This window comes from Microvirga pakistanensis (genome assembly GCF_004458765.1).
Taxonomy (GTDB): Bacteria; Pseudomonadota; Alphaproteobacteria; order Rhizobiales; family Beijerinckiaceae; genus Microvirga; species Microvirga pakistanensis.
This window is the reverse complement of record NZ_SPJX01000012.1, coordinates 46,447-70,440: the sequence shown is the minus strand read 5'-3', so window position 1 is coordinate 70,440 and position 23,994 is coordinate 46,447. Positions and strand designations below refer to the sequence as shown.

Annotated in this window: 23 protein-coding genes; 10 read left to right on the top strand and 13 right to left on the bottom strand. The window is 62.2% G+C overall.

Features of this window, described 5'->3' with window-relative positions:
• Positions 1 to 14: 14 nt before the first annotated feature.
• Positions 15 to 488 carry a hypothetical protein gene (locus tag E4K09_RS00375; protein WP_134494151.1) on the bottom strand — a complete coding sequence of 158 codons (474 nt, stop codon included), beginning with the start codon at positions 486 to 488 and terminating at the stop codon, positions 15 to 17.
• A 62-nt stretch (positions 489 to 550) separates the two neighbouring features.
• Positions 551 to 3,313 (bottom strand): PAS domain-containing sensor histidine kinase, encoded by a 2,763-nt coding sequence (locus E4K09_RS00370; protein WP_134494149.1) that lies wholly within the window; start codon positions 3,311 to 3,313, stop codon positions 551 to 553.
• A 198-nt stretch (positions 3,314 to 3,511) separates the two neighbouring features.
• On the opposite strand from E4K09_RS00370, the gene E4K09_RS00365 reads away from it, so the two are divergent.
• The 5 genes from E4K09_RS00365 (at position 3,512) to E4K09_RS00345 (ending at position 8,779) form a co-directional block, all read left to right on the top strand.
• On the top strand, positions 3,512 to 3,892 hold the full coding sequence (locus E4K09_RS00365) for a phasin (protein ID WP_134494147.1): 381 nt from the start codon (positions 3,512 to 3,514) through the stop codon (positions 3,890 to 3,892).
• A 35-nt stretch (positions 3,893 to 3,927) separates the two neighbouring features.
• Positions 3,928 to 4,431, top strand: a complete 504-nt coding sequence (locus tag E4K09_RS00360) for a phasin family protein (protein ID WP_134494145.1) — start codon at positions 3,928 to 3,930, stop codon at positions 4,429 to 4,431.
• Between the two features lie 43 nt (positions 4,432 to 4,474).
• Positions 4,475 to 4,918 (top strand): NUDIX hydrolase, encoded by a 444-nt coding sequence (locus E4K09_RS00355; RefSeq protein WP_134494142.1) that lies wholly within the window; start codon positions 4,475 to 4,477, stop codon positions 4,916 to 4,918.
• 311 nt (positions 4,919 to 5,229) lie between these two features.
• Complete coding sequence (locus tag E4K09_RS00350) at positions 5,230 to 5,937, top strand: outer membrane protein (protein WP_134494140.1); 708 nt, start codon at positions 5,230 to 5,232, stop codon at positions 5,935 to 5,937.
• Between the two features lie 280 nt (positions 5,938 to 6,217).
• Positions 6,218 to 8,779, top strand: a complete 2,562-nt coding sequence (locus E4K09_RS00345; protein WP_166802083.1) for a sensor domain-containing protein — start codon at positions 6,218 to 6,220, stop codon at positions 8,777 to 8,779.
• A 99-nt stretch (positions 8,780 to 8,878) separates the two neighbouring features.
• Here the strand turns inward: E4K09_RS00345 and E4K09_RS00340 are convergent, their stop codons facing one another.
• A complete protein-coding gene (locus tag E4K09_RS00340; RefSeq protein ID WP_134494136.1) occupies positions 8,879 to 9,094 on the bottom strand; it encodes a hypothetical protein in 216 nt (71 codons plus the stop codon).
• Positions 9,095 to 9,441: 347 nt separating this feature from the next.
• On the opposite strand from E4K09_RS00340, the gene E4K09_RS28645 reads away from it, so the two are divergent.
• Together E4K09_RS28645 and E4K09_RS00335 are read left to right on the top strand one after the other, a co-directional pair.
• Positions 9,442 to 9,609 carry a hypothetical protein gene (locus tag E4K09_RS28645; RefSeq protein ID WP_166802082.1) on the top strand — a complete coding sequence of 56 codons (168 nt, stop codon included), beginning with the start codon at positions 9,442 to 9,444 and terminating at the stop codon, positions 9,607 to 9,609.
• A gap of 145 nt (positions 9,610 to 9,754) precedes the next feature.
• Positions 9,755 to 10,063: a hypothetical protein gene (locus tag E4K09_RS00335; protein ID WP_134494134.1), complete on the top strand. Its 309-nt coding sequence runs from the start codon at positions 9,755 to 9,757 to the stop codon at positions 10,061 to 10,063.
• A gap of 104 nt (positions 10,064 to 10,167) precedes the next feature.
• Here E4K09_RS00335 and E4K09_RS00330 read toward each other — a convergent pair whose 3' ends face one another.
• Positions 10,168 to 11,226 carry a calcium-binding protein gene (locus tag E4K09_RS00330; protein WP_134494132.1) on the bottom strand — a complete coding sequence of 353 codons (1,059 nt, stop codon included), beginning with the start codon at positions 11,224 to 11,226 and terminating at the stop codon, positions 10,168 to 10,170.
• Positions 11,227 to 11,856: 630 nt separating this feature from the next.
• Here E4K09_RS00330 and E4K09_RS00325 point away from each other — a divergent pair.
• The gene (locus tag E4K09_RS00325; RefSeq protein WP_134494131.1) at positions 11,857 to 12,723 is read left to right on the top strand and encodes a hypothetical protein; all 867 of its coding nucleotides are present in this window, start codon (positions 11,857 to 11,859) and stop codon (positions 12,721 to 12,723) included.
• Between the two features lie 884 nt (positions 12,724 to 13,607).
• Positions 13,608 to 14,453, top strand: coding sequence for a lysine/arginine/ornithine ABC transporter substrate-binding protein (locus E4K09_RS00320; RefSeq protein ID WP_134494129.1), 846 nt, complete (start codon positions 13,608 to 13,610; stop codon positions 14,451 to 14,453).
• A gap of 261 nt (positions 14,454 to 14,714) precedes the next feature.
• Here the strand turns inward: E4K09_RS00320 and E4K09_RS00315 are convergent, their stop codons facing one another.
• From E4K09_RS00315 to E4K09_RS00275, 9 genes are read right to left on the bottom strand one after another with little or no spacing between them, the layout of a single operon-like run.
• On the bottom strand, positions 14,715 to 15,062 hold the full coding sequence (locus E4K09_RS00315; protein WP_134494127.1) for a RidA family protein: 348 nt from the start codon (positions 15,060 to 15,062) through the stop codon (positions 14,715 to 14,717).
• A 28-nt stretch (positions 15,063 to 15,090) separates the two neighbouring features.
• The gene (locus E4K09_RS00310) at positions 15,091 to 16,209 is read right to left on the bottom strand and encodes an NAD(P)/FAD-dependent oxidoreductase (RefSeq protein ID WP_134494553.1); all 1,119 of its coding nucleotides are present in this window, start codon (positions 16,207 to 16,209) and stop codon (positions 15,091 to 15,093) included.
• 5 nt (positions 16,210 to 16,214) lie between these two features.
• Positions 16,215 to 17,675, bottom strand: coding sequence for an FAD/NAD(P)-dependent oxidoreductase (locus tag E4K09_RS00305; protein ID WP_134494125.1), 1,461 nt, complete (start codon positions 17,673 to 17,675; stop codon positions 16,215 to 16,217).
• Positions 17,672 to 17,995 carry a (2Fe-2S)-binding protein gene (locus E4K09_RS00300; protein WP_134494123.1) on the bottom strand — a complete coding sequence of 108 codons (324 nt, stop codon included), beginning with the start codon at positions 17,993 to 17,995 and terminating at the stop codon, positions 17,672 to 17,674. Before E4K09_RS00300 ends, E4K09_RS00305 begins: the two co-directional genes overlap by 4 nt.
• Complete coding sequence (locus E4K09_RS00295) at positions 17,976 to 19,112, bottom strand: NAD(P)/FAD-dependent oxidoreductase (protein ID WP_134494121.1); 1,137 nt, start codon at positions 19,110 to 19,112, stop codon at positions 17,976 to 17,978. The genes E4K09_RS00300 and E4K09_RS00295 overlap by 20 nt, the downstream gene beginning before the upstream one ends.
• A gap of 4 nt (positions 19,113 to 19,116) precedes the next feature.
• Entirely contained in the window at positions 19,117 to 19,917 is an 801-nt protein-coding gene (locus E4K09_RS00290) for an ABC transporter permease (RefSeq protein ID WP_134494119.1), read from the bottom strand.
• Positions 19,914 to 20,774 carry an ABC transporter permease gene (locus E4K09_RS00285; RefSeq protein WP_134494117.1) on the bottom strand — a complete coding sequence of 287 codons (861 nt, stop codon included), beginning with the start codon at positions 20,772 to 20,774 and terminating at the stop codon, positions 19,914 to 19,916. The genes E4K09_RS00290 and E4K09_RS00285 overlap by 4 nt, the downstream gene beginning before the upstream one ends.
• The gene (locus E4K09_RS00280; protein ID WP_134494115.1) at positions 20,774 to 21,826 is read right to left on the bottom strand and encodes an ABC transporter ATP-binding protein; all 1,053 of its coding nucleotides are present in this window, start codon (positions 21,824 to 21,826) and stop codon (positions 20,774 to 20,776) included. Before E4K09_RS00280 ends, E4K09_RS00285 begins: the two co-directional genes overlap by 1 nt.
• 37 nt (positions 21,827 to 21,863) lie before the next feature.
• Positions 21,864 to 22,907, bottom strand: coding sequence for an ABC transporter substrate-binding protein (locus E4K09_RS00275; RefSeq protein WP_134494113.1), 1,044 nt, complete (start codon positions 22,905 to 22,907; stop codon positions 21,864 to 21,866).
• Between the two features lie 124 nt (positions 22,908 to 23,031).
• Here E4K09_RS00275 and E4K09_RS00270 point away from each other — a divergent pair, with 124 nt between their 5' ends.
• Positions 23,032 to 23,940: a LysR family transcriptional regulator gene (locus E4K09_RS00270; protein WP_244610292.1), complete on the top strand. Its 909-nt coding sequence runs from the start codon at positions 23,032 to 23,034 to the stop codon at positions 23,938 to 23,940.
• Positions 23,941 to 23,994: the final 54 nt, after the last annotated feature.

Sequence of the window (23,994 nt, the reverse complement as noted above, 5' to 3'; positions counted from 1 at the left end):
GGCCACCGGCAGCTCTAGTTTTTCGTGGGATAGAACCGGAAGCCGAACACGTTCTTGTCGATATAGGTGAAGTTGATCAGCCTTGCCCCCAGTCCCTTTCCGACTTCCACATCCCGCCCGGACGGCGTCGCGGCTCTCATCAACGATATCGGGTCGATATCGTTGATCTCGGGATAGTGAGAGAACCGAAGAGCATCCCTGATCAGCCCGGAGGCAATCTGGGCTTTGCTCGCATGAAAGGTGACGCTGAACATTCGGATGTTTTGCGTCCTGCCATCGACGGAAAAGATGACGGCCGCCATCGGCGTCTCGGACTGAAAGGCGCAGATCTCCCCTTTGCACCTGAGGAATTTGACAGGCGTCCGCGCGACCTTGGGAAAAGATGCGCTGATCTTCTCCGGACTGCCGGTTTGGGATTGTGCCGCAGCAGTGCCGGCCGCGGTCATCGTGCAGGATGCGAAAAGGGCAATGATGAAAAATTTAAACATGGCAGCCTCGTCAATGAGGCTTCATTATAGCAATCCGCAATCGATTTTTAAATGAAATAACGTTATTGCGCCGCCACTCGGGCCGGGGGGAATATCACTTCCACGAGCGTGCCCTCCCTGGGGCTGCTCGCGATCTTCAGGGCGCCGCGGTTGGCCTCGACCAGAGCCTTGGTGAGCGGAAGGCCCAGGCCGGTCCCGCCGGATCTGCGCGAGGTGGCGATCTGGCGAAACGGTTCGAGAGCGGCCTCCACCTCGTCCGGCGTCATGCCGATCCCGGTATCCCGCACTCGGAACGTCACCTCGCCCCGATCCGTCACGGCGGTCGAGACGATCACCTGCCCGCCCGCATCGGTGAATTTGATCGCGTTCGACACGAGATTGAGCACGATCTGGCGCACCGAGCGCTCGTCGACCACGACGGACGGCAGCAGGGATGCGAAGCTCGTGCGCACGACGATGCGGTCGCGCATGGCCTGCGGCTGGAGCAGGGTCACGCAGGACGAGACGAGATCGTTGAGGTTGACGCCCGTGAACGACAGTTCGAGCCGGCCCGCCTCGACCTTCGCCAAGTCGAGAAGATCGTTCACGAGGCTGATCACATGCGAGCCGGAGGCGTGGACGTCGCGCAGGTACTCCTTATATCGCTCGTTCTCGATCGGGCCGAACCGCTCCTCCAGCATCACCTCGGCAAAGCCGATGATGGCGTTGAGAGGCGTGCGGATCTCGTGACTGATCTTGGCGAGAAGATCGGATTTCTGAGCGCTCGCCTCTTCCGCCGCGCGCTTGGCGCCGACGAGCTCGCCTTCCGCTTTCTTGAAGGCCGTCATGTCGCGCAGAACGGCGCAGAACTTGCGGCTCGCGTCCCCGTCTGCGGAGCCTCCTCCATTCCCACTCACTTGCCCACTCACCTGCCCCATGGCCATGAAGAGCGGAATGGTGCCGCCCTGGCGCTCGCGACCCAGCACCTCTCGCCCGTCGTTGAGCAGGCAGGCAACGCCCGTCGAGCGCAGGCCCTCGAGATAGTCGAGCGCTTCCTTGTGGCTTTCGGGCGCGAGCAGAACCGTGATGGGGCAGCCCACCACATCGCGTGGACGATAACCGAACAGGGCCTCGGCCGAGCGGTTCAGGGAGAGGATGCGACCCGTCTCGTCGAACAGGATCACGCCGTCGGTCGCCGTGTCGAGGATCGATTCCAGTTCCTGCACGCGGCTGTCCTGCGCGGCCTGCGCATGGTGCTGACCGAAGGAGCGGCGGATCAGCATGAGCTGCGCGGCCTCGCCGTTCCACTCGACCCCGGAGGCGCGCACCGCGACGGCGACGGTCGAGCCGCCGCGGGTGGTGAGCGCGAGGCGCGTGTCGTCCTCCCCCGCCGGTTCCAGCGCAGGCGAGGCGCGGAACAGCTCGACGAGACCGCCTTCGCTCATGGCCTGTTCGGCTGTTCCATAGCCGGTCAGATCGAGAAGGGAGCGGTTGGCGAAAAGAAGCCGCTCGCCGGAATGAACCAGAATGCCGACCGGGAGACGGTCGAGGATCCGGTCGGCCTCGTCGGATGCCCGTGAAACGGCGGGCGCGGCGGACGCGGCCTGCTTCGGCTCGGCTGCCGAGGCTTCCTCGCGGGCCATATCCTGCTCCGGAATCGCCTGCCCGGCAGGCTCGGCCGTCTCGGAATTCTTTTCCTCCAACCTCGCGCCCAGGGCGCGGGCAATCTCGCGAAACGCGTTGCGCTCGGCGGAGGACAGGCTCGAGGCCGGCGCGGAGCGCATCGTCTCGGCGGGATCGTCCGCCTGGCGCGCCCGGGGAGCTTCCGAAGCTGGGCCGGCCGGTCTCTTCTGTCCGCCGAGCGCCTCCGCCACCCGTTCCCGCAGATGGGAGAACCAGCTCTCGTCGTCCGGCGAGGCGGCTTCGGGCGTGCCCTTTTCCTCCGGAGGAGAGAAAGGCAAGGCTTCATCCGTGAGGAATGGCTCCCCCGTCACGCTTCCCGCAGGAGTCGGGATGGTCTTCTCCCGCATCTCGCTCATGCGCAGCAGGCCGAAGCCCCGATACCCGCTGAGCTCCCCGTCGGCGCCGAAGACCGGCACGCCGCCCAAGGCGACCGGCACCTCCAGGGATGGATCGTCCATCGCCCAGGAGACATTCCTCGCAGTCCAGGTCTCACGGCGCGCGAAGCATCCCGCGATCTCCCCCTCGGGATCCGACACGACGGAGCGCGTCAGTTCGTCCCAGGTTCGGCCCACGATGTCCCCTGCCCGCCTGCCGACGGCTTCGGCAAGGGCCTGCGAGACTTGCGTGAACCGGGTCCTGGCATCGGCCTGCCAGACGAAGCGGACGGAGGCGCGCCGCCGTTCCTGCGCGGCCGAGCCCTGTCCCGAGGCGATCCGCGCGGCATCGAGGGCCACCTCCTGGGCGCTCCCGGAGAACGAGGCCGCGCCCGGCCGCTCGAAACCCGGAGGAACCGGCCCCAGCAGCGCCGTCACCAGAACCTCTTCCCCGTTCTCCAGCACCGCCAGACGGCAGGCGCAGGACACCGGCTGCCAGGGGCGGCTCGGATTGAGGCGCAGCCGCTCCAGGCGCGCGCCCTCGCGGGGAGCCTCCCCGGCCGCCAGGGCTCTCAGGCGCTCGCGGGCGCGAAGGTCGGCCGCAAGCTGGCCAGTCCCGTCGGCGAGCGCTTCGCCCAGGCCCCGCGCGGCGGGCGAGGTCCAGAGGAGCCGTTCGACGGCCCTGTCCCAGACGAGCACGGGCGCACCGGGCCGGGCCATGAGGCCCAGGTCCGCCTCGGCGGAAAGCCGCGCGATCAGCGCTTCGTATCGGTCGGGAGCCCCGTTCATGGCGGCCTTGATCCTATCCCCTGACAGGTTGAGCGTATTGAAGAGGTTTTAGACGAATGTCGGCAAGGTGGCAGCAGGCCTGAGCCCTTGAATCCTTTTACTTTTGGGTAACCTTAATACTCCACGTCCGGTAGCAGTTGATTTTGCACCGCACAATGTGATATTGCACTGCACAATGCCAGGCAAGAGGAGCGATTTATGGCGACGAACCCGAACCAGAACTACGAAATTCCGGCCGAGATGCGCGACTTCGCCGAGAAGAGCGTCGAGCAGGCCCGCAAGGCCATCGACGGATTCATGAGCGCGGCCCAGAAGACCGTCGATACCTTCGAGGGCTCGGCCAATACCGTCCAGGCCAGCGCCAAGGACGCCACCCGCAAGACCTTTACCTATGCCGAGCAGAACCTGGCCGCCGCTTTCGACCTCGCCCAGCGCATGGTTCGCGCCAAGGACATGCAGGAAGCCATGCAGATCCAGGCCGAATTCGTTCGCAACCAGTTCGAGGCGATGCAGACCCAGATGAAGGAATTCGGCTCGCTTGCCCAGTCGGCCATGAAGCAGCCCGGCTCGAAGAAGTAAGCGCCTTCTCACAAAAACCTCCGCGAGGACGCACGATGACGGAAACCAGGAAGACCAGGACCCGCAGCGCCAAGAGCGCCGCCCCCAAGGCCGATCTCATCGCACTGGCGGCAGAGCCTGTCGCAGAGGCGGCGGAGATCGCGCAGGCTGCAGAACTGGCGCCTGCGCCTACGCTCTCTGCCGCGTCCGACAGCGTGTCCAAGGCGAGCGAGTCCATCGTCTTCTCCCTGCGCGATCAGGGCGAAGCGCTCCGTCAGGCGGTGCGCGAAACGGTGGCGGTTTCCGCAAAAGGCGCCCTCGAGGTGAACGACAAGATCATCCAGGCTCTGCAGATCCAGGGCCACGCGGCCCTGGATCTGTGGCGCACGGCGATCGACAATTCCAGGCTTCCCGACGGGTTGAACGCCCAGACGGGAGCCGCGCGCCAAGCCTTCGAGACGGCCTCGTCCCAATGGAAGGACGTTGCGGAAACCACAGCCCGCTGGATGACCAGGAGCGTGGAGCCCCTGCAATCGGCCTTTCTGCGGCAGACCCGCTGATCGTCCGCTACCGGAAACCAGCCCGATGCGTTAAGGCTTGGCCATGATCGGCCAAGCCTTTTTTCATGCCCCCTCTCCCATCCCCGCGGTGATCGCCGTGGTCGTTCACGACGGGCAGGCGCTTCTCGTGCGCAGGGCCAACCCGCCCGATGCGGGCCTTTGGGGCTTCCCAGGCGGCAAGATCGACTTCGGGGAAACCGTCGCGAGGGCCGCACTGCGGGAACTCCTGGAGGAGACGGGCATCACGGGCGAAGCCCAGGAGGTCATCACGACCCTCGACATCCTGGTGCCCTCCGACGACGGCGGCATCCGCCAGCATTACGTCCTGATCGCCGTTCGCTGCCGTTGGCTGGCCGGCATCCCCCGGGCCGGGGACGACGCGCTCGAGGCGCGCTGGTTTCCCGTCGCCGATCTTGATCCCGCCAAGCTGCCCATGAGTGCCGACGTGGATGTGATCGCCCGGCGGGCGGCCGCCATGAACCCATAGGCGCATGGCCCGCGTCCAGAACCCGAGCCGGAACGAAAAAGCCCTGCCTCGGAGGCAGGGCGAAGTTTTCATTGTCTCGAAACTTTGGCTTGGAATGTTCGATCCCGTGATCCTTGTGCGGCGAACATTCGATTCCGGCAATTCCTGCGCAATGACATGGTTTATGGACAGTAAACGTTCATAAAGCGTCAAGCATGTCGCCACTCAATACAGGCAATCATATTGCAGAGGTACCTCCTCCGGGCCTATTGAACCCGGGACAGGCAATTAATGCCTAGCGTGTTTTCGACACCCAACCCGGACCGACAGTGATGCGTATCTCTTCCCTGAGCCTTCTTGCCGCCACCGCAGCCCTTGCCACCGTCGCCTCGGGCGCCCAGGCCGCCGACCTGCCGTCGCGCTACTCCCCCGGGCCAGCCTACAATGCCATGCCGGTCTTCACCTGGAGCGGTTTCTACGCCGGCGTGAATCTCGGCTATGGCCGCAGCTCCGGCGCCAGCCAGTATTACGATCCCGCGTTCAACGTCACCGGTGGCGGCCGCAAGAGCGGCTTCCTGGGCGGCGTCCAGGGCGGCTACAATTACCAGCTCGGCATGTTCGTGGTCGGCGCCGAGGCGGACCTTCAATACGCCGCCATCGGCGACAAGGGCGCGACCTATCGCGGCACCTACTACCGGGGTGAGGACGACGGCTATTTCGGCACGATCCGCGCGCGTGCAGGTCTCGCCGTCGACCGGGCGCTCGTCTTCGGCACGCTCGGCTTCGCGTTCGGCGATATCGGCGGGAACGAGGGCCTCGATGCGGCGATCGGGTATCGTCGCGACGACAGCATGAGTGGGGGCTGGACCCTGGGCGGCGGCCTCGAATACGCCGTCACCGACAACGTCACGGCGAAAGTCGAGGGTCTCTACGTGAACCTCGACACGAGCGACAGCTACGCCCTGGCTGATCGCGTCAACATCCGCCGGGACACGGAAGTCGGTGTGTTCCGCGCCGGTGTGAACTACAAGTTCAACTAAGCGGTCTCGCGTCGATCGAATAAAGGCCCGGTGCTTGCGCCGGGCTTTTTTCGTCCCAAGTCGACGCACCGGGCCGCAGGCGACACCTTGCTGCGTCCCGCATCGCTCCGGATCAGCTTCGGACGGATCTCCCGGCGGTTTTAAGGCTTGCCTCCCGTTCCAAGGCAAAGTCATAATCGGCCACTGAAATAATAGAATTCTTCATCCTGTGGCAGGATGGATTCTCACACCCATGGCCGCGGCCGATTTGGCAGTCAGCGAACATTTGAAGAGTGCAGCTATGCGATTTTGGGGCCAGTCATGGCTGCGCCGTCGTCTCGCCGGCCATCGCGGGCCGTCGGGATTGCAACACGAGCCGCATTCCGCCTCCAGCCTCTCGCGCTATGCCCTCGCCTTCGTAGAGAGCACGTCCGACTGCGTCTTCTTTCTGGATCACGACTGGCGCTTCACCTTCTACAATTCCTGTGCCGCAGCGGAATTGAAGATCAAGACCGACATCATCGGCTGCCGGATCTGGGAGAGATTCCCCAAAACGATCGGCACGATCTTCGAGGAGAACTACCGCCGCGCCATGGCCGAGCGTTCGACGCGGGTCTTCGAGGCATATTTCGAACCCCTGTCCTCCTGGTACGAGGTGCATGCCACGCCGGTGGGAGACGATCTCATGGTCATCTTCCGCAGCATCGATGAGCGGCGCAGCGCGGCGGAGGCCCTCCAGGCACGGGAGCAGCAGCTCGCCACCGTCTTCGGACAAACCATGGTGGGCATCCTGCACCGGGACCGGCAGTCACGGGTGCTGATGGTCAATCAGCGCTTCTGCGACATGGTCGGGCGCAGCCGGGACGAGCTGGACGGCCTCCCGATGAGCGCGTTCACCCACCCGGACGATATCGAACGAGGCATTGCGCTTGAGCAACAGCATCTCGCGAGCGCCCTGCCATTCCAGCTCGAGAAGCGCTACCTGCGCCCGGACGGCACGGCGATCTGGTGTGCCGTCAATGTGTCGTTCGTCTGCGACGAGACGGGGAGCCCCGTCTCGACGATTGCCGTCGCCGAAGACATCACCGCCCGCAAGATGGCGGAAGAACAGGCGCGCGAGAGCCAGCGCCAACTCTCCACCTTCATCAATCATCTGCCGGGGATCGTCTACCAATGCGGCACGGCCGCGCCATGGCCCTTCACCCTTGTCAGCGAGGGAGCGGAGGCTCTGACCGGATACACCGCCGGCGAATTCCTGGACGGCACCATCCGGTGGGGAGAGATCATCCATCCCGACGATCTCCCGATGGTCGATGGCGCCATCGCCAACAGCCTCCGGAGCAAAGAGGTCTTCGATGTGGCGTACCGCATCAGGACGCGGTCCGGCGAAACCCGCTGGATGGCGGATCGTGGACAGTGCATCTATGATGCATCCGGAGAGCCCCAGTTCCTGGAAGGGATCATCAGCGACGTCACCGCTCAGAAGGAAGCCGAGGAAAAGATCCTCTGGGCGGCGCACCACGATCACCTGACACGGCTCCCCAACCGGGCGCTCTTCCAGATCCGCCTGAGCACAGCCCTCGAGCAGTCCGCCAGCCGCAATCGCAAGCTCGGTCTGGTGATCCTGGACGTGGACCACCTGAAAGAGATCAACGACACGCTCGGCCACGACGCGGGGGACGCGGTTCTGCAGACGGTCGCCAACCGCCTGAGCGCCGCCGCGCGCCCGATCGATACGGTCGCCCGCAACGGTGGCGACGAATTCGCCATCATCTTTCCCGAGATCGACAACGAGCAGGACATCAAGACTCTCCTGGCGCCGATCCAGGAGCAGCTGCACAAGCCGCTTCCCTATGCGGGACGCCCGCTCGACTGCCGCGCCAGCATCGGCGCCAGCATCTGGCCGGATCATGCCACGGAAGCGGCCGACCTCGTGAAGCAAGCCGATATTGCCCTTTACACGGCCAAGGCTACCGGGCGAGATAAGATGATGGTGTTCGAACCGTCCATGCGCACGGAGGCCCAGCGGAAAGTGGAAATGCGCAACAATGCACGCGGGGCAATCGATGCTCGCAGCATCGAGCCCTTCTACCAGCCCAAGGTGCACCTGAGCTCCGGCGAAATCGCCGGCTTCGAAGCGCTGCTCAGGTGGCGCAATCCTCACGCGGGGATCGAACTCCCCGGGAGCATCCAGGCCGCCTTCGACGACCCGCATCTCGCCATGGCCCTGAGCAAGCAGATGCACGACATGGTCTTCGACGACATGCGGCGCTGGCTGCAATCGGGCATCCCGTTCGGCCATGTCGCCATCAACGCATCCGCCGCCGAGTTCAGGGGGATGGACTTCGCCGACCGGATTCTGGAGCGCCTGCGGAATGCGGACATCCCGCCGCATTGCCTCGAGATCGAGGTGACCGAGACCGTGTTCCTCGGCAGGGGGGCGGAATTCATCGAGAAGAACCTGAGGGCTCTGAGCGAGGAGGGCGTGAAGATCGCCCTCGACGATTTCGGGACCGGCTACGCCTCCCTCTCGCATCTCAAGCAATTCCCGGTCGACATCATCAAGATCGACCGCTCCTTCGTGCATGACCTCGCCAGCAATCCCGACGATCCGGCCATCCTCCAGGCCGTCGTCAGCCTCGGCAAAAGCCTCGGGATCACCACGGTCGCGGAAGGCGTCGAAACATCCGTGCAGGCGATCTTCCTGCGCAGTCAGGGATGTGACCTCGGCCAGGGCTTTCTCTTCGGCAAGGCGAGTCCGAGCAAACTCATTCCCGACCTGGTGGCATCCTGGAACCCCGGCCAGTTCAGCATCCCCGAACTGGACACCCTCTTCCTGAAGGAAAGGAAGCAGCGGCGCTAGCGCATCGTGCGGCGAAGCCGATCCGTCTCGCCGTCACGGAGTGCTGTGCGCCGAGGAAGGGAGCTGGTTCCACGCCTGCGGAAACAGCCCCTGCATCGCTCACGATTCCGGCTTGCGCCTGCGTGCGGCCTCCGCCTCGCTGAGCTTGAGCGCGAGCAGGCGCCGGGCGGCCTTCCCGCCCGATTCCGGAGCATAGAGCCGCTCGTGCAGAGCCTCGATCTGACAACGCTGAAGCTCGAGCAGAGCCTTCAGGCTTCTGACATGGGCTCTGAGTTCAAGGGCGTCCTGTAAGAGTTCTGGTCCGTGAGTTCTCATGGAACACCCCCTGACGGTTCCGGGATGAATCATAGGTGAATGCGCAATTTCAACGGGACGCTGCGGTCCCAAGGACAATGGAAAAACACGCCGAGAGATCGTTCCGCCGGCCGGAACGGTGCCGCGACCGGCAGGGAATACGCAACCAACAGAACACTGCTATCGATGGGAAAATGGCCCCATGACGAGCCCTGCATCCAGGTGCGGGCCTCTTGCTGTCGATGGAACTGTCTTACATTCGGGCCCGGCGCGCAAGGTCCAAGATGCCGCACGGTCAAGCCTGTCAGGAACCCTGAAACATTCCTGGCATTCTGCTCAAGAAGCGTGATGGTTTCGAGGAGTTGCGCATGCCAGAGAGACGCCACGAGGCGGAAGCGGAGAAGATTCTCGCGCAGATCGGCAGCCGGAACCGTGCCGCGGCCCGGCAAACGCGCCGCATTCTCGCCGAAGCCCTCGAGCGTGCGGAACGCCGCGGGCGGGAGATGTTAGCGAGCCTTAAAGAATCGAGCGGCTAGGCTTTCTCCACGGACAATCGCCACTTCTCCTGCGACATCTCTACCAGGAACGCCCCTGCATCGGACACGTTGCCACCGTGTGCGATAGGGCACAGCGGCAAGACCTCGGACGTGGTGATCTTCCGGTCGCTGGGAGGACAGATTGATGAAAGCCTTGGCAGTAACTTCCATTCTGGGCGCATTCGCGATCTTTTCGTCCACGGCGGCCGTGCTCGCGGAGGACGCCAACACGCGCGTCGCCGCCATGCCCTATTCCGAATGCCTGTCGATCATTGCCGAGGCTGCGCAGGAGATCGGCGAAGCGCCGGTTCAGACGGTCAACAACGATAACGAGACGAGCGTCCGGATCAACGCCGACGACGGTTTCGTGACGGTGTCCTGCAGCCGCGCCGGCAAGATGGTGCTGACGAAGAGTCCCGTGCCCGAAGCGGCCGGCATGACGGCGGCCCGCTGAAATCTCCCCGTCGGAAGATCGCTGAACCTGGATGCCGTGCGGCCGGTGCCTCGACCTTTAAGCAAGGGAGAGGCCGTGCATGGGCCCCTCCCCACATCGATGATTTAGATGACGACGAAATCGGCGTTGGTCAGCTTCAGGTTCGTGGCGAGCTGCGCGAACTTCACGGCAGCCCCATTGCCCGAACCATCCGCGTCGTAGGAGAGCACGCCGGTCTTGCTGTCGTAGACGATGTAGTCGTTGGTATCCTTCGCCTTCGGGCCGACGGTGAAGAAGGACGTGCTCAGCGTGCCCGTCTTCGTGAGCTTCTTGAAGACGGCATTCTCCAGGCGGATCGTATCGTCCTGCACGCTGAAGTCCACGAGCTTGTCGACGTTGGATGAGGACAGCGCCGTATCGAACACGAACGTGTCTTTGCCCGCCCTGCCATAAAGGGTGTCGTTGCCTGCCCCGCCATAGAGGGCGTCATCGCCCGATCCGCCATCGATCCTGTTGGCGCCGGCATTCCCCTTGATGGTGTTCGCCAGGGTGTTGCCGCTCAGGTTGATGGACAAGGAGCCCTGCGCGTAGAGGTGCTCCACGTACTGGGCGAGGGTATGGCTCACCGTCGTGTAGACCTTGTCGCTCGTTCCGCCGGTGGAGGTTTCCACCACCCGGTCGCTGGCATTATCGACATAATAGGTGTCGTTGCCTGCCCCGCCGGTCATGACATCCGCGCCCAGACCGCCGCTGAGCACATCGTTGCCCGCGTTGCCGGTGATCGTGTCGTTCCCGTCGAAACCGTCCAACCTGTCGGCAGAGCTCCCGCCCGTGATCGTATCGTTGCCGGCCAGCATCTTCCGATACAAGGCCATATCGTCGCTCGTCGACGTGGTCTTGGATGCCGCAACAACATCGGTAATGGCGAGCTTGAATCCTTCAAGCACACCCATCTTCTGACCGTCTTCGTAGCCGGTGATGCTGGTGAGGGTGCCGCCTGCCAACATGCCGTTCTTGTACGTGAAGCCGATCCCCCGGTACTCGTCCCTATCGGCCCCGTTCGTTGTGTACTTGGTGACGTACAGGGTTGAGGTGCGCGTATAACCTGCTTCGTTCAACGGCAGATAGAACCTCAGCTCCGCCAGGTTGAAACCGGAGGAGTGCAACCATGTGATTTTTGCCATTCTTGGCCCCCTACATGTTTAGAGGGTATTCAGGAGCATATTCATAACATGGAAGCAATGGCATCTTGCCGCCAAGGAAGCGGGATTCGCAGGTAAATCCTCACAGCCTTAACAGAGGCGAAAGGTAAAAGCTGGGAAGCCGTGATCTCTGCGAAAGAGACAAGGTTACGCAAAATCGCCCTGAGAGTATTCTTCAGTGAAGTCGATCCGGTTTGCCGTCTGGAATGCGGAAAGCCAAAGAAGAGAGGCGATCCCACGCCAGTGAAAACGGCTCCAAGGAAGCATGCCCTCCGGGAACTTGATCCCCACCCGAAATGGCACGCAGCGGGACCGATGACGGACCATAGCTTGGCTTTTCGTTCGGCCACAAATGTTGATCAGACTCCTTGAACTGAACCTCCTATCGGCAACCGAATACCTGCAATTTATCGTGAAACATAGTAATATACCTAACCACAAAGAGTTACCCTCAAATCCCCCGTTTGGGGAACAACTCCTAACCTTTGTTCTTCCTCTGAGAAGCAGCTCAGGGATCGCTGCCTCACGGGAGAAGTGCCGATGAAATGGAATAAACTACAGCAGAGCCGCAAAGAACTTGTTTGCAGCGCGGCAACAATAGCTGCGTTATGTTTGCTTCCGCAGCTTTCCGAAGCGCGCGAGGGTCGCGGTGGTGGCTCCCAGGGCTCGGAGAGTGAAAGCCGGGGCGGCATCGGCGCGGGCGTCGGCGCGAGCCTCGGCGGCTCCCGCGGGGCCGGAGTCGGTATCGGTGCGAGCATCGGCGGTTCGGGAGGCGTCAGCGTCGGCGTGGGTGCAAGCCTTGGCGGTTCCCGCGGAATCGGGGCGGGTGTCGGCGCCAGTCTTGGTGGATCGAATGGCGTCAATGCCGGTGCGGGAGCCAATGTCGGCGGATCCAGAGGCGTGAGTGCGGGTGCTGGAGCCAGCGTGGGCGGCTCCAATAGGGTCAATGCCGGGCTCGGCACCAGTGTCGGAGGCTCGCGTGGCGTGAATGCCGGCGTCGGAGCCTCAATCGGAGGATCCCAGGGTGTGAATGCCGGAGTGGGCGCCTCCATCGGCGGCGCGACCGGGGTGAATGCCGGAGCTGGAGCCTCGATCGGCGGAGCCAGCGGCGTCAATGCCGGCGTCGGAGCCAACGTGGGAGGCACCAGCGGGATCGGCGCAGGGGTCGGAATCGGCATCGGGGGGTCGGGCGGCACCGGCGGGCCCAGCACGCCTGGCCAGCCAGGCACCAACCCACCGGGCACGAATCCACCCGGCACGGGCGGCGTGATCGGTGGCCCAGTCACCCCGGGCGTTCCCGGAATGCCGGGCCAGAATCCCGGCGTCAACAATCGCATCGCGGCCGAGTGGGCGGCGATGAGCCCGGCAGACAGGCAACGCCTGCGCAAGACCTGCGCCGGCGTGCTCGCGTCCCCCGATGGCTATGAGGCAGACCTGGCGGCCCTCTGCCAGTTCATGAACCGTGTCTCCTCGCGATGAGCTGCGTTTCGTATGGGTGGTGGCGATCGCCCCACCCATACGGCCCGCCCGCATGGGCCGTGCTCTGAAGACAACAGGATGGTGCAGCGGTTCGCAGCAGAGGCCCATGGCCGCGAACCCTACCGGCGCCCGCGAAGGCCGATGCTCGCATGATGCTCTCGGATTGTGAGAATGATGCCGCGATGGTCCGCGCGTACCGCAGTGACCGTGACAGGAATTGGACTGGGTTCTTGCCCCATTCACGTCTCCGGGAGCCAGACTCAAACCTGCGAGATCCGAATGGCCTTTGAAGTGCTACAGCCGCCCCGGCTCGAATGCCCCTCAGATCCACGACCTGGCAGCCTGTCTGATCACAAGGGATCAGCAAGCATCATTATCTCTTCATCTTTTTGATTTTGCACATGGGCCACCAGATTATGTAATCGGGAATAATCCCTGGCGAGCAGTGAGCTGCTTACCAGAAGGTCCCATGCGCTTTTCACGGCAATCCATCTCCAGCCTTACCATTCCGGCAGGCAAGCCTTACCACATCTTGGGAACCTCCCCCATGTTATTGAGGCGATCGTCAACCACATCTCCGGGCACAAAGCTGGTGTCGCCGGAATTTATGATCGAGCGACCTACGCTAAAGAGAAAAGGGAAGCTCTCATCGGATGCGCAGACTACCTCCTTGGCCTGAAACATGAACCAGCGCGCGGTTCTCAAGCCAGCTAACGGCATGGGCGTGAGCGTGTTCAGTGTCGCTTATTGAGCATTCAGGCCCAGCCAGTCGCGTTTTACAGTTAAGCCTTGCCTTGTGAGTTAGGCTGGTTGACACAGGTATAGAACCTGCCGCTAAGCCATCTTGTGTGGGTTTGTAACTCGCTTGTACCGGGAGAACAGCAATGAAGCTCGTCAAACTGACTAGCCTTTCGCTCCTGTCTGCGATGCTCGCTTTCGGCGGGGCATCGGCCCAGGAGAAGACCGTCAAGATCGCAACCGAGGGCGCCTATGCGCCGTGGAACTTCACGGGAGCCGGCGGCAAGCTCGAGGGCTTCGAGATCGACCTCGCCAACGATCTGTGCGCGCGCATGAAGGTGAAGTGCGAGATCGTGGCCCAGGACTGGGACGGCATCATCCCGGCCCTCCAGGCCAAGAAGTACGACGCCATCATGGCCGGCATGACGATCACCGACAAACGCAAGGAGGCTATCGAGTTCTCGGTACCGTATGCGGACACTCCAAGCGTTTTCCTGGTCGCGAAGGACTCGCCGCTCGCCAAGATGCCAGGCACCGGCCAGACCCTCAACCTAGGCACGCAGCAGGCTGCGGCCGAGAAAGCCATCGAGGATCTCAAGCCACTCCTGAAGGGCAAGACCATCGGTGTGCAAGGATCGACGATTCAGGCCAACTTCGCTGACAAGTACCTGAAGGGTATGGCCGATGTCCGCGAGTACAAGACCACGGAGCAGCATGATCTCGATCTTGCCGCAGGCCGCATCGATGCGGTCTTTGCCGGTGCTGCCCAGATCATCGGCACCCTCGAGAAGCCCGAGTTCAAGGATTACGGTGTCGTCGGTCCTTCGCTCACCGGCGGTGTACTCGGTGCCGGCATTGCCGCTGGCCTGCGCAAGGAAGACAAAGAGCTGAAGAAAGCCCTCGACGAGGCCATCCAGGCAGCAATCAAGGACGGAACCGTCAAGACCTTGTCGATGAAGTGGTTTAAGACTGACATCGCTCCGCAAGGCTAGGAATGAGCCAGCCGCTCGGTATCTCGGCTCACACCTGCTCTGCCGATAGATCCGTCATTGCAGTGCGCGCCGATCACCAGCAAACGGCTACCTGCCTCGCATTCGCGAGGTTGAGCTAAATGACAGGCTCCAGCACTGAATGCTGGAGCCTGTGGCGCGGCTGCGAGCGTCAGGTAAGGACGCTGGGAGGTTCCGACGGACGCGCCCTGATGCGACGCCGCCGTGGAGAACCCGCCGAGCTCGACTGGTTGGGCCTTCGGCTCAGCCCTTGATGGCCGTGACGACAACCTCAATCAAGGCGCCGCCGCCCAAATCCGAAACGCCGACTGTGGCGCGGGTCGGCAGATTGTCACCGAAGAACTCGGTCCAGACCGCGTCCATCTCCTTCTTCTTCGACAGGTCGGTGACAAAGATCGACGCCGACACGACCTTTGTCGAATCTGTACCGGCTTCTTTCAGGTAACCGGCGATCTTTTCAAGGATGTTGCGGGTCTGCTCACCCATCGAGACACTTGTGTCATCGGCGATCGTGCCGCCGATATAGACGAAGCCGTTTGCCTCGACAGCACGATGCATGATCGGCGTACGGATGTTTCTCTGAATCGTCATATTGTCCTCTCCTGCGTTGAAAGAAAAATCAGGCGGCGAAACGCTCGATGCCCAAGCCGCTGATCGGGGTATTCGTGTTGCCGGTGGCAATGAGTTCGGCCATCACTGCGCCGGCTCCCGGCCCTAGCTGGAAGCCGTGAGCCGAGAAGCCAAACTGATGAAAGATGCCTTCATGGATGCGGCTCTTCCCGAATACTGGAAGATCGTCCGGCATGCGAGCTTCGATTCCCGCCCAAGCGCGGACGATGGTGGTGCCACGCATGATCGGGAAAAGATCCCAAACCGTTTTGGCGTTTTCGGCGAGCTTCGCCCAGTCGAGAACCGTGGTGTTCTGGTCTCGTAGCGCTCTCCCAAGATGACCGCCGCCGATCAGGACGGTGCCATTCGCGAACTGCTTGAACGACAACTTGCGGCCGCGCAAGATCACCACCGGTTTAATGAAATGCTCCACTCTTGCCGTGATCATGAGCATCGGCGCGATGACCTCGAGCGGCACGGGCTCACCCAGGTCGGCCGCAATACGATCGGCCCAGGCTCCGGCCGCATTGACGATTTTGGCGGCACGGACGGCTCCGACATTTGTGCTTACCGTCCAGGCCGAACCTTCAGCCTGGATACCCGTCACACGGACACCCTCGCAAAAGCGCACTCCTAACGCCTCAGCCTTCCGTCGGAACGCCTGCGTCGTTTTGAATGGAAGCGCCGCACCATCGCGACGGGACACGATTCCTCCAGGACAAGTTTCCGCAACAGCCGGGACCAAGCGGCGAAGCTCTCGGGCGTCGATCAGTTCCTCATGCGAGAAGCCAAAGCTGTTCAGTTCGGTCACGCGGGCCCGGAAACTGTCGTACTCGGCCTCGCTCTCGGCCACCAGAACCTGTCCGTCCGATGTAAAGCCACAATCGTCATCAACGAGTTGGGCGATGCGATGCCAAAGCTCCATGGAGTAAACCGAAAGCGGGATTTCGGCCACGTGTCTTGCCAGCTGGCGCACGCCCCCGGCATTCACCCCTGAGGAATGACGCCCGGCGTGGTCCTTTTCGATGACGAGGACTTTGAGCCCACGCATCGCGCAATGCAGGGCTGTCGAGCATCCGTGGATGCCCGCCCCGATAACAATGACATCAGGGGCCCCTCCCCCGAACACACCGCTCACCGTTCGACTGCCTTGATGGCGGCTGGTGTTTTCGGCAAGGCGGCCAGTTCGCCCAGGGTAATCGGCTTGATCGGCGGGCGAAGGCGATACCCCCCCACCTCGTTGGGCGAGACACCGCGCGTATCGGCGATCAACTCGGTCACCGTCAGCCCACAAAGCCGGCCTTGGCACGGCCCCATCCCGCAACGGAGAAACGACTTCATCTGATTGGGACCGGCGACGCCCAGAGCCACGGTTTCACGCAGCTTCCCGGCAGTCACCTCTTCGCACCGACAGACGATCGTGTCATCCGCCTTCGGCACACGGAATGCCTTGGCCGGCCGGTAGAGCACGTCAAGGAACCGCCGTCCTCGGCCGGCGCGCATCAGCTCGGTTCGGACCGGTGCCGCCATCTGATCGCGGTCTTTGGCCGAGAGTCGTCCAAGGCGATGCCCGGCGCCGAGCGCGGCAAGACGTCCACGGAGCGCTGCACTCTCGGCGCCACCAATCCCCGCTCCGTCGCCCGCGATCGTGAATCCCTTTACCGACGTCTCATACCATTCGTCCGTCTGTGGCACCCACGTGAGTTGATCATCGTCCCAGTCGAGAGCGCAACCGACCGCATTCGCAAGATTGATATTGGGGACCACGCCCTGATGGAGCAGCAGGACATCGCACGGAAGCTCTTCCTCCTTTGATCCATGGCGGAAGCGCACGCTCCTGACGCGGCTGTCGCCATCGGCCTCGATCGCCGTGATGCCGCGCACGATCCGCATGCCTCGATGCGCCCCTAGGAGAAGCTTGAGACCCTTGCCCAGGTACGGCGAACGCAGGAAGTCCGATGCGTATCTGATCGCACGTCCCCAGTTTTCGTGCGGAGTCGTGTCGAGCATCACGGAGATCTTCGCACCGGCCGCTCGCAACTGCGCTGTCAGAAGATACAGGAGCGGCCCGGATCCGGCCACGACGACCCTGCCGTCCGGCACAAGACCCGAGGTCTTCAAGGCAATCTGAGCCCCGCCGGCGGTCATCACCCCCGGCAAGGTCCAGCCCGGAATGGGGAATGGGCGTTCCAGGGCTCCTGTTGCGGCGATGACCTGTCGCGCCTGAATGAGACGGGCCGCTCCGCCGACGGAGACACCGACCTCCATACGACCCGGATCGCTCGGGCCCTCGGCTGCCGGACCGACGCTCCACACGGTTGTTTCAGGGGCATATGTGGCCTCACTGGCCGTGAGATCACGAACGAGATCGGTCCCGCGCCAGTAATCAGCGCCGAGCGTCTCCTTTGCCGCCACGGGCGTCGTCGTGATGCCACGATAGATCTGGCCACCCGGCGCAGGGTTCTCATCGATGAGCAGCGTCGAGAGGCCCTGCTCGGCGCCGGTCGCGGCTGCGGCCATTCCCGCAGGTCCGGCTCCGATGACGAGCAGATCATAGCACTCGGACAGAGCCGCAACGTCCTTGATCGTTTTCATGCGGCATCTCCCTTAGCCGAGTACTCCGATGCGATCGATCGAGCGCCCTTCTGGGTTTCGATTGCCATGCCTTCAGCCACGGGGATCAGGCAGCTTTGCCGGTTGCCGATCCCATTGATCGTGACCAGGCACTCAAAGCATACGCCCATCATGCAATAGGGTGCGCGCGGCGCTCCAGAGACGGGAGTGGTCCGGCAGGATTCCATGCCGGATGCGAGCAGAGCCGCCGCAACCGTATCGCCCAGCCGAGCAGTAGCAGGACGACCATCGATCGTGAAGTTGACGGTCTCACCGCCGAGGTCAGGCAGCCGACGAAACATGAAACCTCCGGGAGCTGAATGCTTCAAGGGAGGCAGGAAGCGTTCCCTCGAGAATATGGTGAGCGAGAGTGAGCGTATGATTGGCTGCCAACGTCACGCCTGAATGGCAGGTGACGACAAAAGCCCCAGGACAGCTCTGGGACTGGTCATAGATCGGAAAGCCGTCAGGACTCATGACACGCAGGGCCGACCATGTTCGCACGATATTAAGGCCAGCGAGGAGCGGAAACATGCGCACGGCGCGCTGCGCCATCAGGGAGATAACCGGCGGCGTGACAACCGTATCGAAGCCCAGATCCTCTTGGCTGTCTCCGATCATGACGCCGCCCTCGTCGGTCTGCCGCACCGTCACCATGGGATGGTGCAGGAAAGGCGCGGCCTTTTCGGTCACGATGACCTGTCCCTTGCTTGGCCGCACGGGGGCGTGAAGCCCGACCATGGGCGCGAGCCGCGCATTGCCGAGACCTGCCGCCAGCACCACCTTCTGGACGCGCGCCTGTCCCCAGGGTCCATTGATCAGGAAGCCATCATGATCCGGCTTGATGGACTCGATGGGCGAATTCGGACGGTAATCGACCTTCAATCGCGCTATTGCCGTGTGGAGAGCACGAAACAGGCGCAGGGAGTTGACGTGCCCGTCAAGGGGGCAGAACACCGAGCCGACGACATCCGGGCCGATGGCCGGCAGGCGCCGTTTGGTTTCGTCATGATCCAGAACCTCGTACGGGTACTGCACCATTTTGGGTTGGTTGTGCAGGCGGCGCATCGCATTGATGCGAGCCTCCATCTCGGCCTCGGAGAGACACAGTATGAATCCGCCGGGCTGATGATGAGCCACATCGATATCCGTGTCATCCCGCAGAGACTTCGCCAGCGTGCTCCACTGTTCGGCAGAGGCTTTGGTCCAAGTTGCATATTCCGGCATGCCAAGTCCTTTGGACTGGACCCACACCAGAGCGAAATTTCCACGGGAGGCGCGATAGGCGATATCACCCTCGTCGAACATGAGGACGCGGGCGCCCTGGCGGGCGAGGCCATAGGCCGTGGCTGACCCGACCAAGCCCCCGCCGATGACGGCGATCTCTGATTCCAAACGGATTGCGCTGTTCTGTGTCATAATTCTAGCTCTTGGCGCTCCCGAGGAAGAGACGATCGAGGCCGAACAGTCGATCAAGCACGATCATCACGACCGCTGTCATCAGGATCAGGGACGCAGAGATCGAGCTGACGAGCGGATCGATATTGTCCTGAATGTAAAGGAACAGCCGGACAGGAAGCGTTGTGGTTGAGGGTGAGGCGATGAACACGGTCATGGTCACCTCGTCGAACGAGTTGATAAAGGCCAGCACCCAACCCGACACCACGCCGGGCATGATGAGCGGTAGTGTCACACGGCGGAAGGTGACGAAAGAACTGGCCCCGAGGGAGATGGCGGCATGTTCGATGCGCTGGTCGATTCCATACGAGGATGCCAGCACCAGGCGCAAGGCAAAGGGCAGGACAACGATGATATGGCTCAGGACCAATCCCAGGAACGATCCGCTCAAGCCGATCTGTGAGAAGAACCGCAGGAATGCGATGCCGAGAACGACGTGAGGAATCATCAGCGGCGACAGGAACAATGCGGTGATGGCTTCTCGCCCGATGAAGCGGTAGCGGGCAATTGCCAGAGCCGCCGGCACTGCAAGGCCGATCGCGATCGTCGAGGAAAGCGCCGCAAGCCACAGGCTGTCTCTGAAGGCCCGGAGGAACTCTGGATAGTCGAGGATCGCCTTGAACCAGCGCAGGCTGAAGCCCTTCGTGGGCAGTGACAGGTACCCTTCAGGGGTAAAGGCCACGGCACAGACCACGACAATTGGCGCGAGGATGAACGCGACGAAGATTGCATGGAAGACAAGTGCCAGAGGACCATTGCGTCTCATTCGAACACCTGTGCGTAGCGCCGTTCGATCAGGCGGTTGGATCCGACAATGATGGCAACAAGCGCAACGAGAAGGATCATCGCGATCGCCGCGCCGAGCGGCCAGTTCAGCGTGTTGAGGAACTCGTCATATGCCAGTGTGGCCGCCACCTTCAGGCGCCGCCCTCCGATAATTGCAGGCGTGGCGAACGCGCTCGCGGCAAGTGCGAAAACGATCACTGAACCTGACAGGATTCCAGGCACGATCTGGGGCAGGACCACCCGCCGCCAGACGGTGAATGCGGATGCCCCAAGGGACATGGCGGCATTTTCGACGTCGGGGTTAAGGCGTTGCAGGGCGGCCATGACCGCCAGAACCATGAACGGGACCAGAACGTGCGTGAGTGCAATGACCACTCCGGTTTCAGTGAACATCAGATCGACAGGCTCGCGCGCGATCCCCAGCGCCAGCAATGCTTGGCTGATCAAGCCGGTCGAGCCGAACAAGAGCGCCCACCCCAAAGTCCGTGCGACCACGGATATGAGCAGCGGCCCGATGACGACAAGGAGAAACACACCTCGCCACCGCGGCGTCATCCGGTTCAGGATATAAGCCTCGGGAACGCCGATCAGAACTGTGATCAGGGTCACGAACAAGGCGATCCGCAACGTGCGCCCAAAGATCTCGTAGTAGTACCCGTCGGCGATGACTTCGTGCCAGTTCTTGATCGTGAACTCGGCAACGATCCCTTTGTACTGCCCCCAATCGTAGAACGAGAGGAGCGCCGTCATCACAAGCGGTGAGATCACAAGACCGATAAAAACGAGAAGGGCCGGACCACTGAGGAGCAGCGGAGTGAGCTTCGGGTTCACCGTCATCACACGCCTCTCGAGGCTTCGATCAAGAGATCGTTCTCACCCCATGCCAGACAAACATCCTGGCCCTCCAGCGGCACTGCTGCGCCATCGTTCTGTCGGAGGACGATGAGGGCACCCAACTCTGTTTCGATATGAAACAGCCAGTGCGTTCCTTGGAAAACCCGCGATTGAACGCGGCCCCGGACGCCAAGCGCCGAATCATCAACGAATGAAATCCGCTCTGGACGAACGGTTACGGTTACTGGACCCGCCGGGGAGCGGCCCGGGGCGGGGAGCCGAAAGCCGGCGATATCAACAACATGCCGGCCGCCCTCATTCACCACTTTTGCCGGAAGGGTATTTGTCTTTCCAAGGAAGTTTGCGACGAAGGCGCTCGCCGGCCGGGCATAGGCCTCGTCCGGCCGCGCGATCTGCTCGACCCGTCCCTTGTTCATGATCACGATCCGGTCCGACAACGCCATGGCTTCACCCTGATCATGCGTCACCAGGATCGTCGTGGTCCCAACGGACCGCTGAATTGCCCTGAGCTCGGTCTGCATCTCCTCCCGCAGCTTGGCGTCGAGATTGGAGAGGGGCTCATCCAGCAGGAGGATCGCCGGCTGGATCACCAACGCGCGGGCGAGGGCCACGCGCTGTTGCTGGCCGCCGGACATCCGGCGTGGATAACGGTCGGCCAGTCCCGACAGACCGACGAGGTCAAGCGTCTGCTTGACGCGCTGCTCGCGCTCGGCACGGGGAACGCCCCGCATCTCAAGGCCGAACGCCACGTTCTCCGCGACGGTGACATGCGGGAACAGAGCATAGCTTTGAAACACGACGCCGAGCCCACGCTTGTTAGGCTGGACACCAAAGAGATCGGTGCCGTTGAGCATGGCACGACCTGAGGTCGGTTCGACGAACCCGGCGATCATCTGCAGGGTGGTGGTCTTGCCGCAACCGGACGGCCCGAGGAGCGAGATGAACTCGCCCCTCGCAACCGTCAGATCGAGTGCCTCGACGGCCAACACACCGCCGTAGGCTTTGGTCAGCCGCTCGAGAGCCAGGTAGGACATAGGTCAGATCCTCTAAAGATCGGGTCCGAGAACGCGCTTACCGCTCGACCTCGCGGGTCCAGCGCTTGTTCCAGTCTTCGCGGTGCTGATTGACAACATCCCAATCAACGGCCCGCAGGCTCTTTGCCTGTTCGCCGTAAGGAATGCCCTTCTGCTCATCGGGTGAGAGCGTCACAGTCTGGTTGACGGGCCCGAATCCTGCGCTCTTGGCCAAGATGCGCTGCACATCCGGGGACACCAGATACTGCACGAAAGCCTGGGCTTCCTTGTTGTTCTTCGACCCCGCGATCGTGCAGGCCGCGGTGCCAAGCGCAATGCCACCCTCCTTCGGGTAGACGAACTCCGCCGGGAAGCCCGTATCGGCCAAGACCTTTGCGCGTCCCGATCCCCAGACCGCGATGACGGCCTGTCCGTTCTGGAACAATTCCGTCATTTTCGCGGGCGACGGCTCATAGGCAAGCACGTTCGGGCCGATCTCGTTCTTGAAGGCTTGGAAGCCGGGCTCGATGTTCGTCTCGCCGCCGCCGTTCAAGGCCGCCGCTGCGATGACAGCATGAACGCCGTAGGTATTGTTCAGGGGAGGAACAACGAGCTTCTTCTTGAACTTGGGATCCTTCAGGTCCGCCCATGACGTGGGGGCCGGCCACTTGTTTTCTTCGAAGGCCTTCTTGTTGTACATGAGCCCCGTTGCGACGAGGCCGACACCGATCGCTTTGTTCGACTTGAACTTCACGACCGGATAGACGTCCTTGTAGACATCGGCTTGTTCCAGATCCCCACAGAACCCAAGCGCCACGGCCTGATACGCCGGACCGTCGTCGACCACGATCACGTCGATCTGTTGATTGCCGCGCTGCGCTTGGAGCTTCGCCAATGTGTCTGTCGAGTTGCCGGCAACGTACTCGATCTTAACGCCATGCTTAGCCTCGAATGGCGGAATGATTTCCTTGCGGACCGCCTGCTCGAAGGAGCCGCCATATGAGGCAAAATACAGAACCTTCTGCTGGGCCTGGGCTTGGCTGATCGCAAGCATGCTGATCCCGGCTAGGCACACGGCGCGCGCTAAATTCTTCCTCGTCATTTTATTCTCCCCTCCGCTCGCGGAATGATTTTTTGCGGATGCTTGCCAGCCTTCCAGAGCACGTTCATAACGTCAAATCAGAAATGAAAATGCTTCCATTCCGTATCCTTATGGAGCGATGGTCTTGCCCAGCATCAATCTGCGCCAAGTAGAAGCCTTTCGAGCGGTCATGTTGACCGGCGGCATGACAGCTGCCGCCGAACTGCTCGGGGTCACACAGCCTGCGGTCAGCCGATTGGTGCGGGAATTTGAGGTCTCCTCCGGCCTGTCCCTTTTCGAGCGGCGGGGGAACCAGATCACCCCGACTCCTGCCGCGGCGACACTCCTGGCCGAGGTCGAACGCTCGTTTGCCGGCCTCTCGCGGATTGCCGATCTGGCGCAAGCGATCCGAACACAGGCTGCTGGCAGTCTACGTATCGCTGTTCTTCCTGCCCTTGCCTCTGGCACCCTCCCACGTTTTCTGGGGCAGTTCTTGAGGGATCGCCCGCAGGTGCATGCGTCAGTGCTTGGAATGCCATCGCACCTTGTTGTCGAGGCGGTTGCTGCAGGCCAAGCAGAATTCGGGTATGCAGCAGGCCCCCTTGAGCGGCCCGGCTTTTTGGTCGACCCAATCCCGTCGGCGGCCGTTGTTGCTCTCCCCAAAGGTCACAGGCTCGAAAGTCATCCGATCATCCAGCCCCAAGACCTCGCTAACGAGCGCCTTATCGGGATCGCATCAGGAACTTTGTTTCGTTCAAGGATCGATACTGCACTGGCTGGGATCAACTGCAGCACGCTCATCGAAACACCCTTGACGTATACTGCCTGTGTTCTTGTAGCCGAGGGTGCGGGAGTTAGCATCGTCGATCCGTTTTCCGCCGGTGAATTCACCGATCGGGGTGTTGTTGTGCGCCCTTTTGAGCCTTGGATTGAGAGTGGGATTGTCCAACTCAGGCTCCGCCAGCGCCTACCGACACCGTTAGCGCAATCCTTTATGGAGGCGTTTGCGACCTACCTTTCCGGGTCCGCGGTCAGGCACACCGGACCGCAATAATTTCGTCTCCATGATGTTGTATGTACCAGGAACGGCTTTCGAACCGCGCAGCTT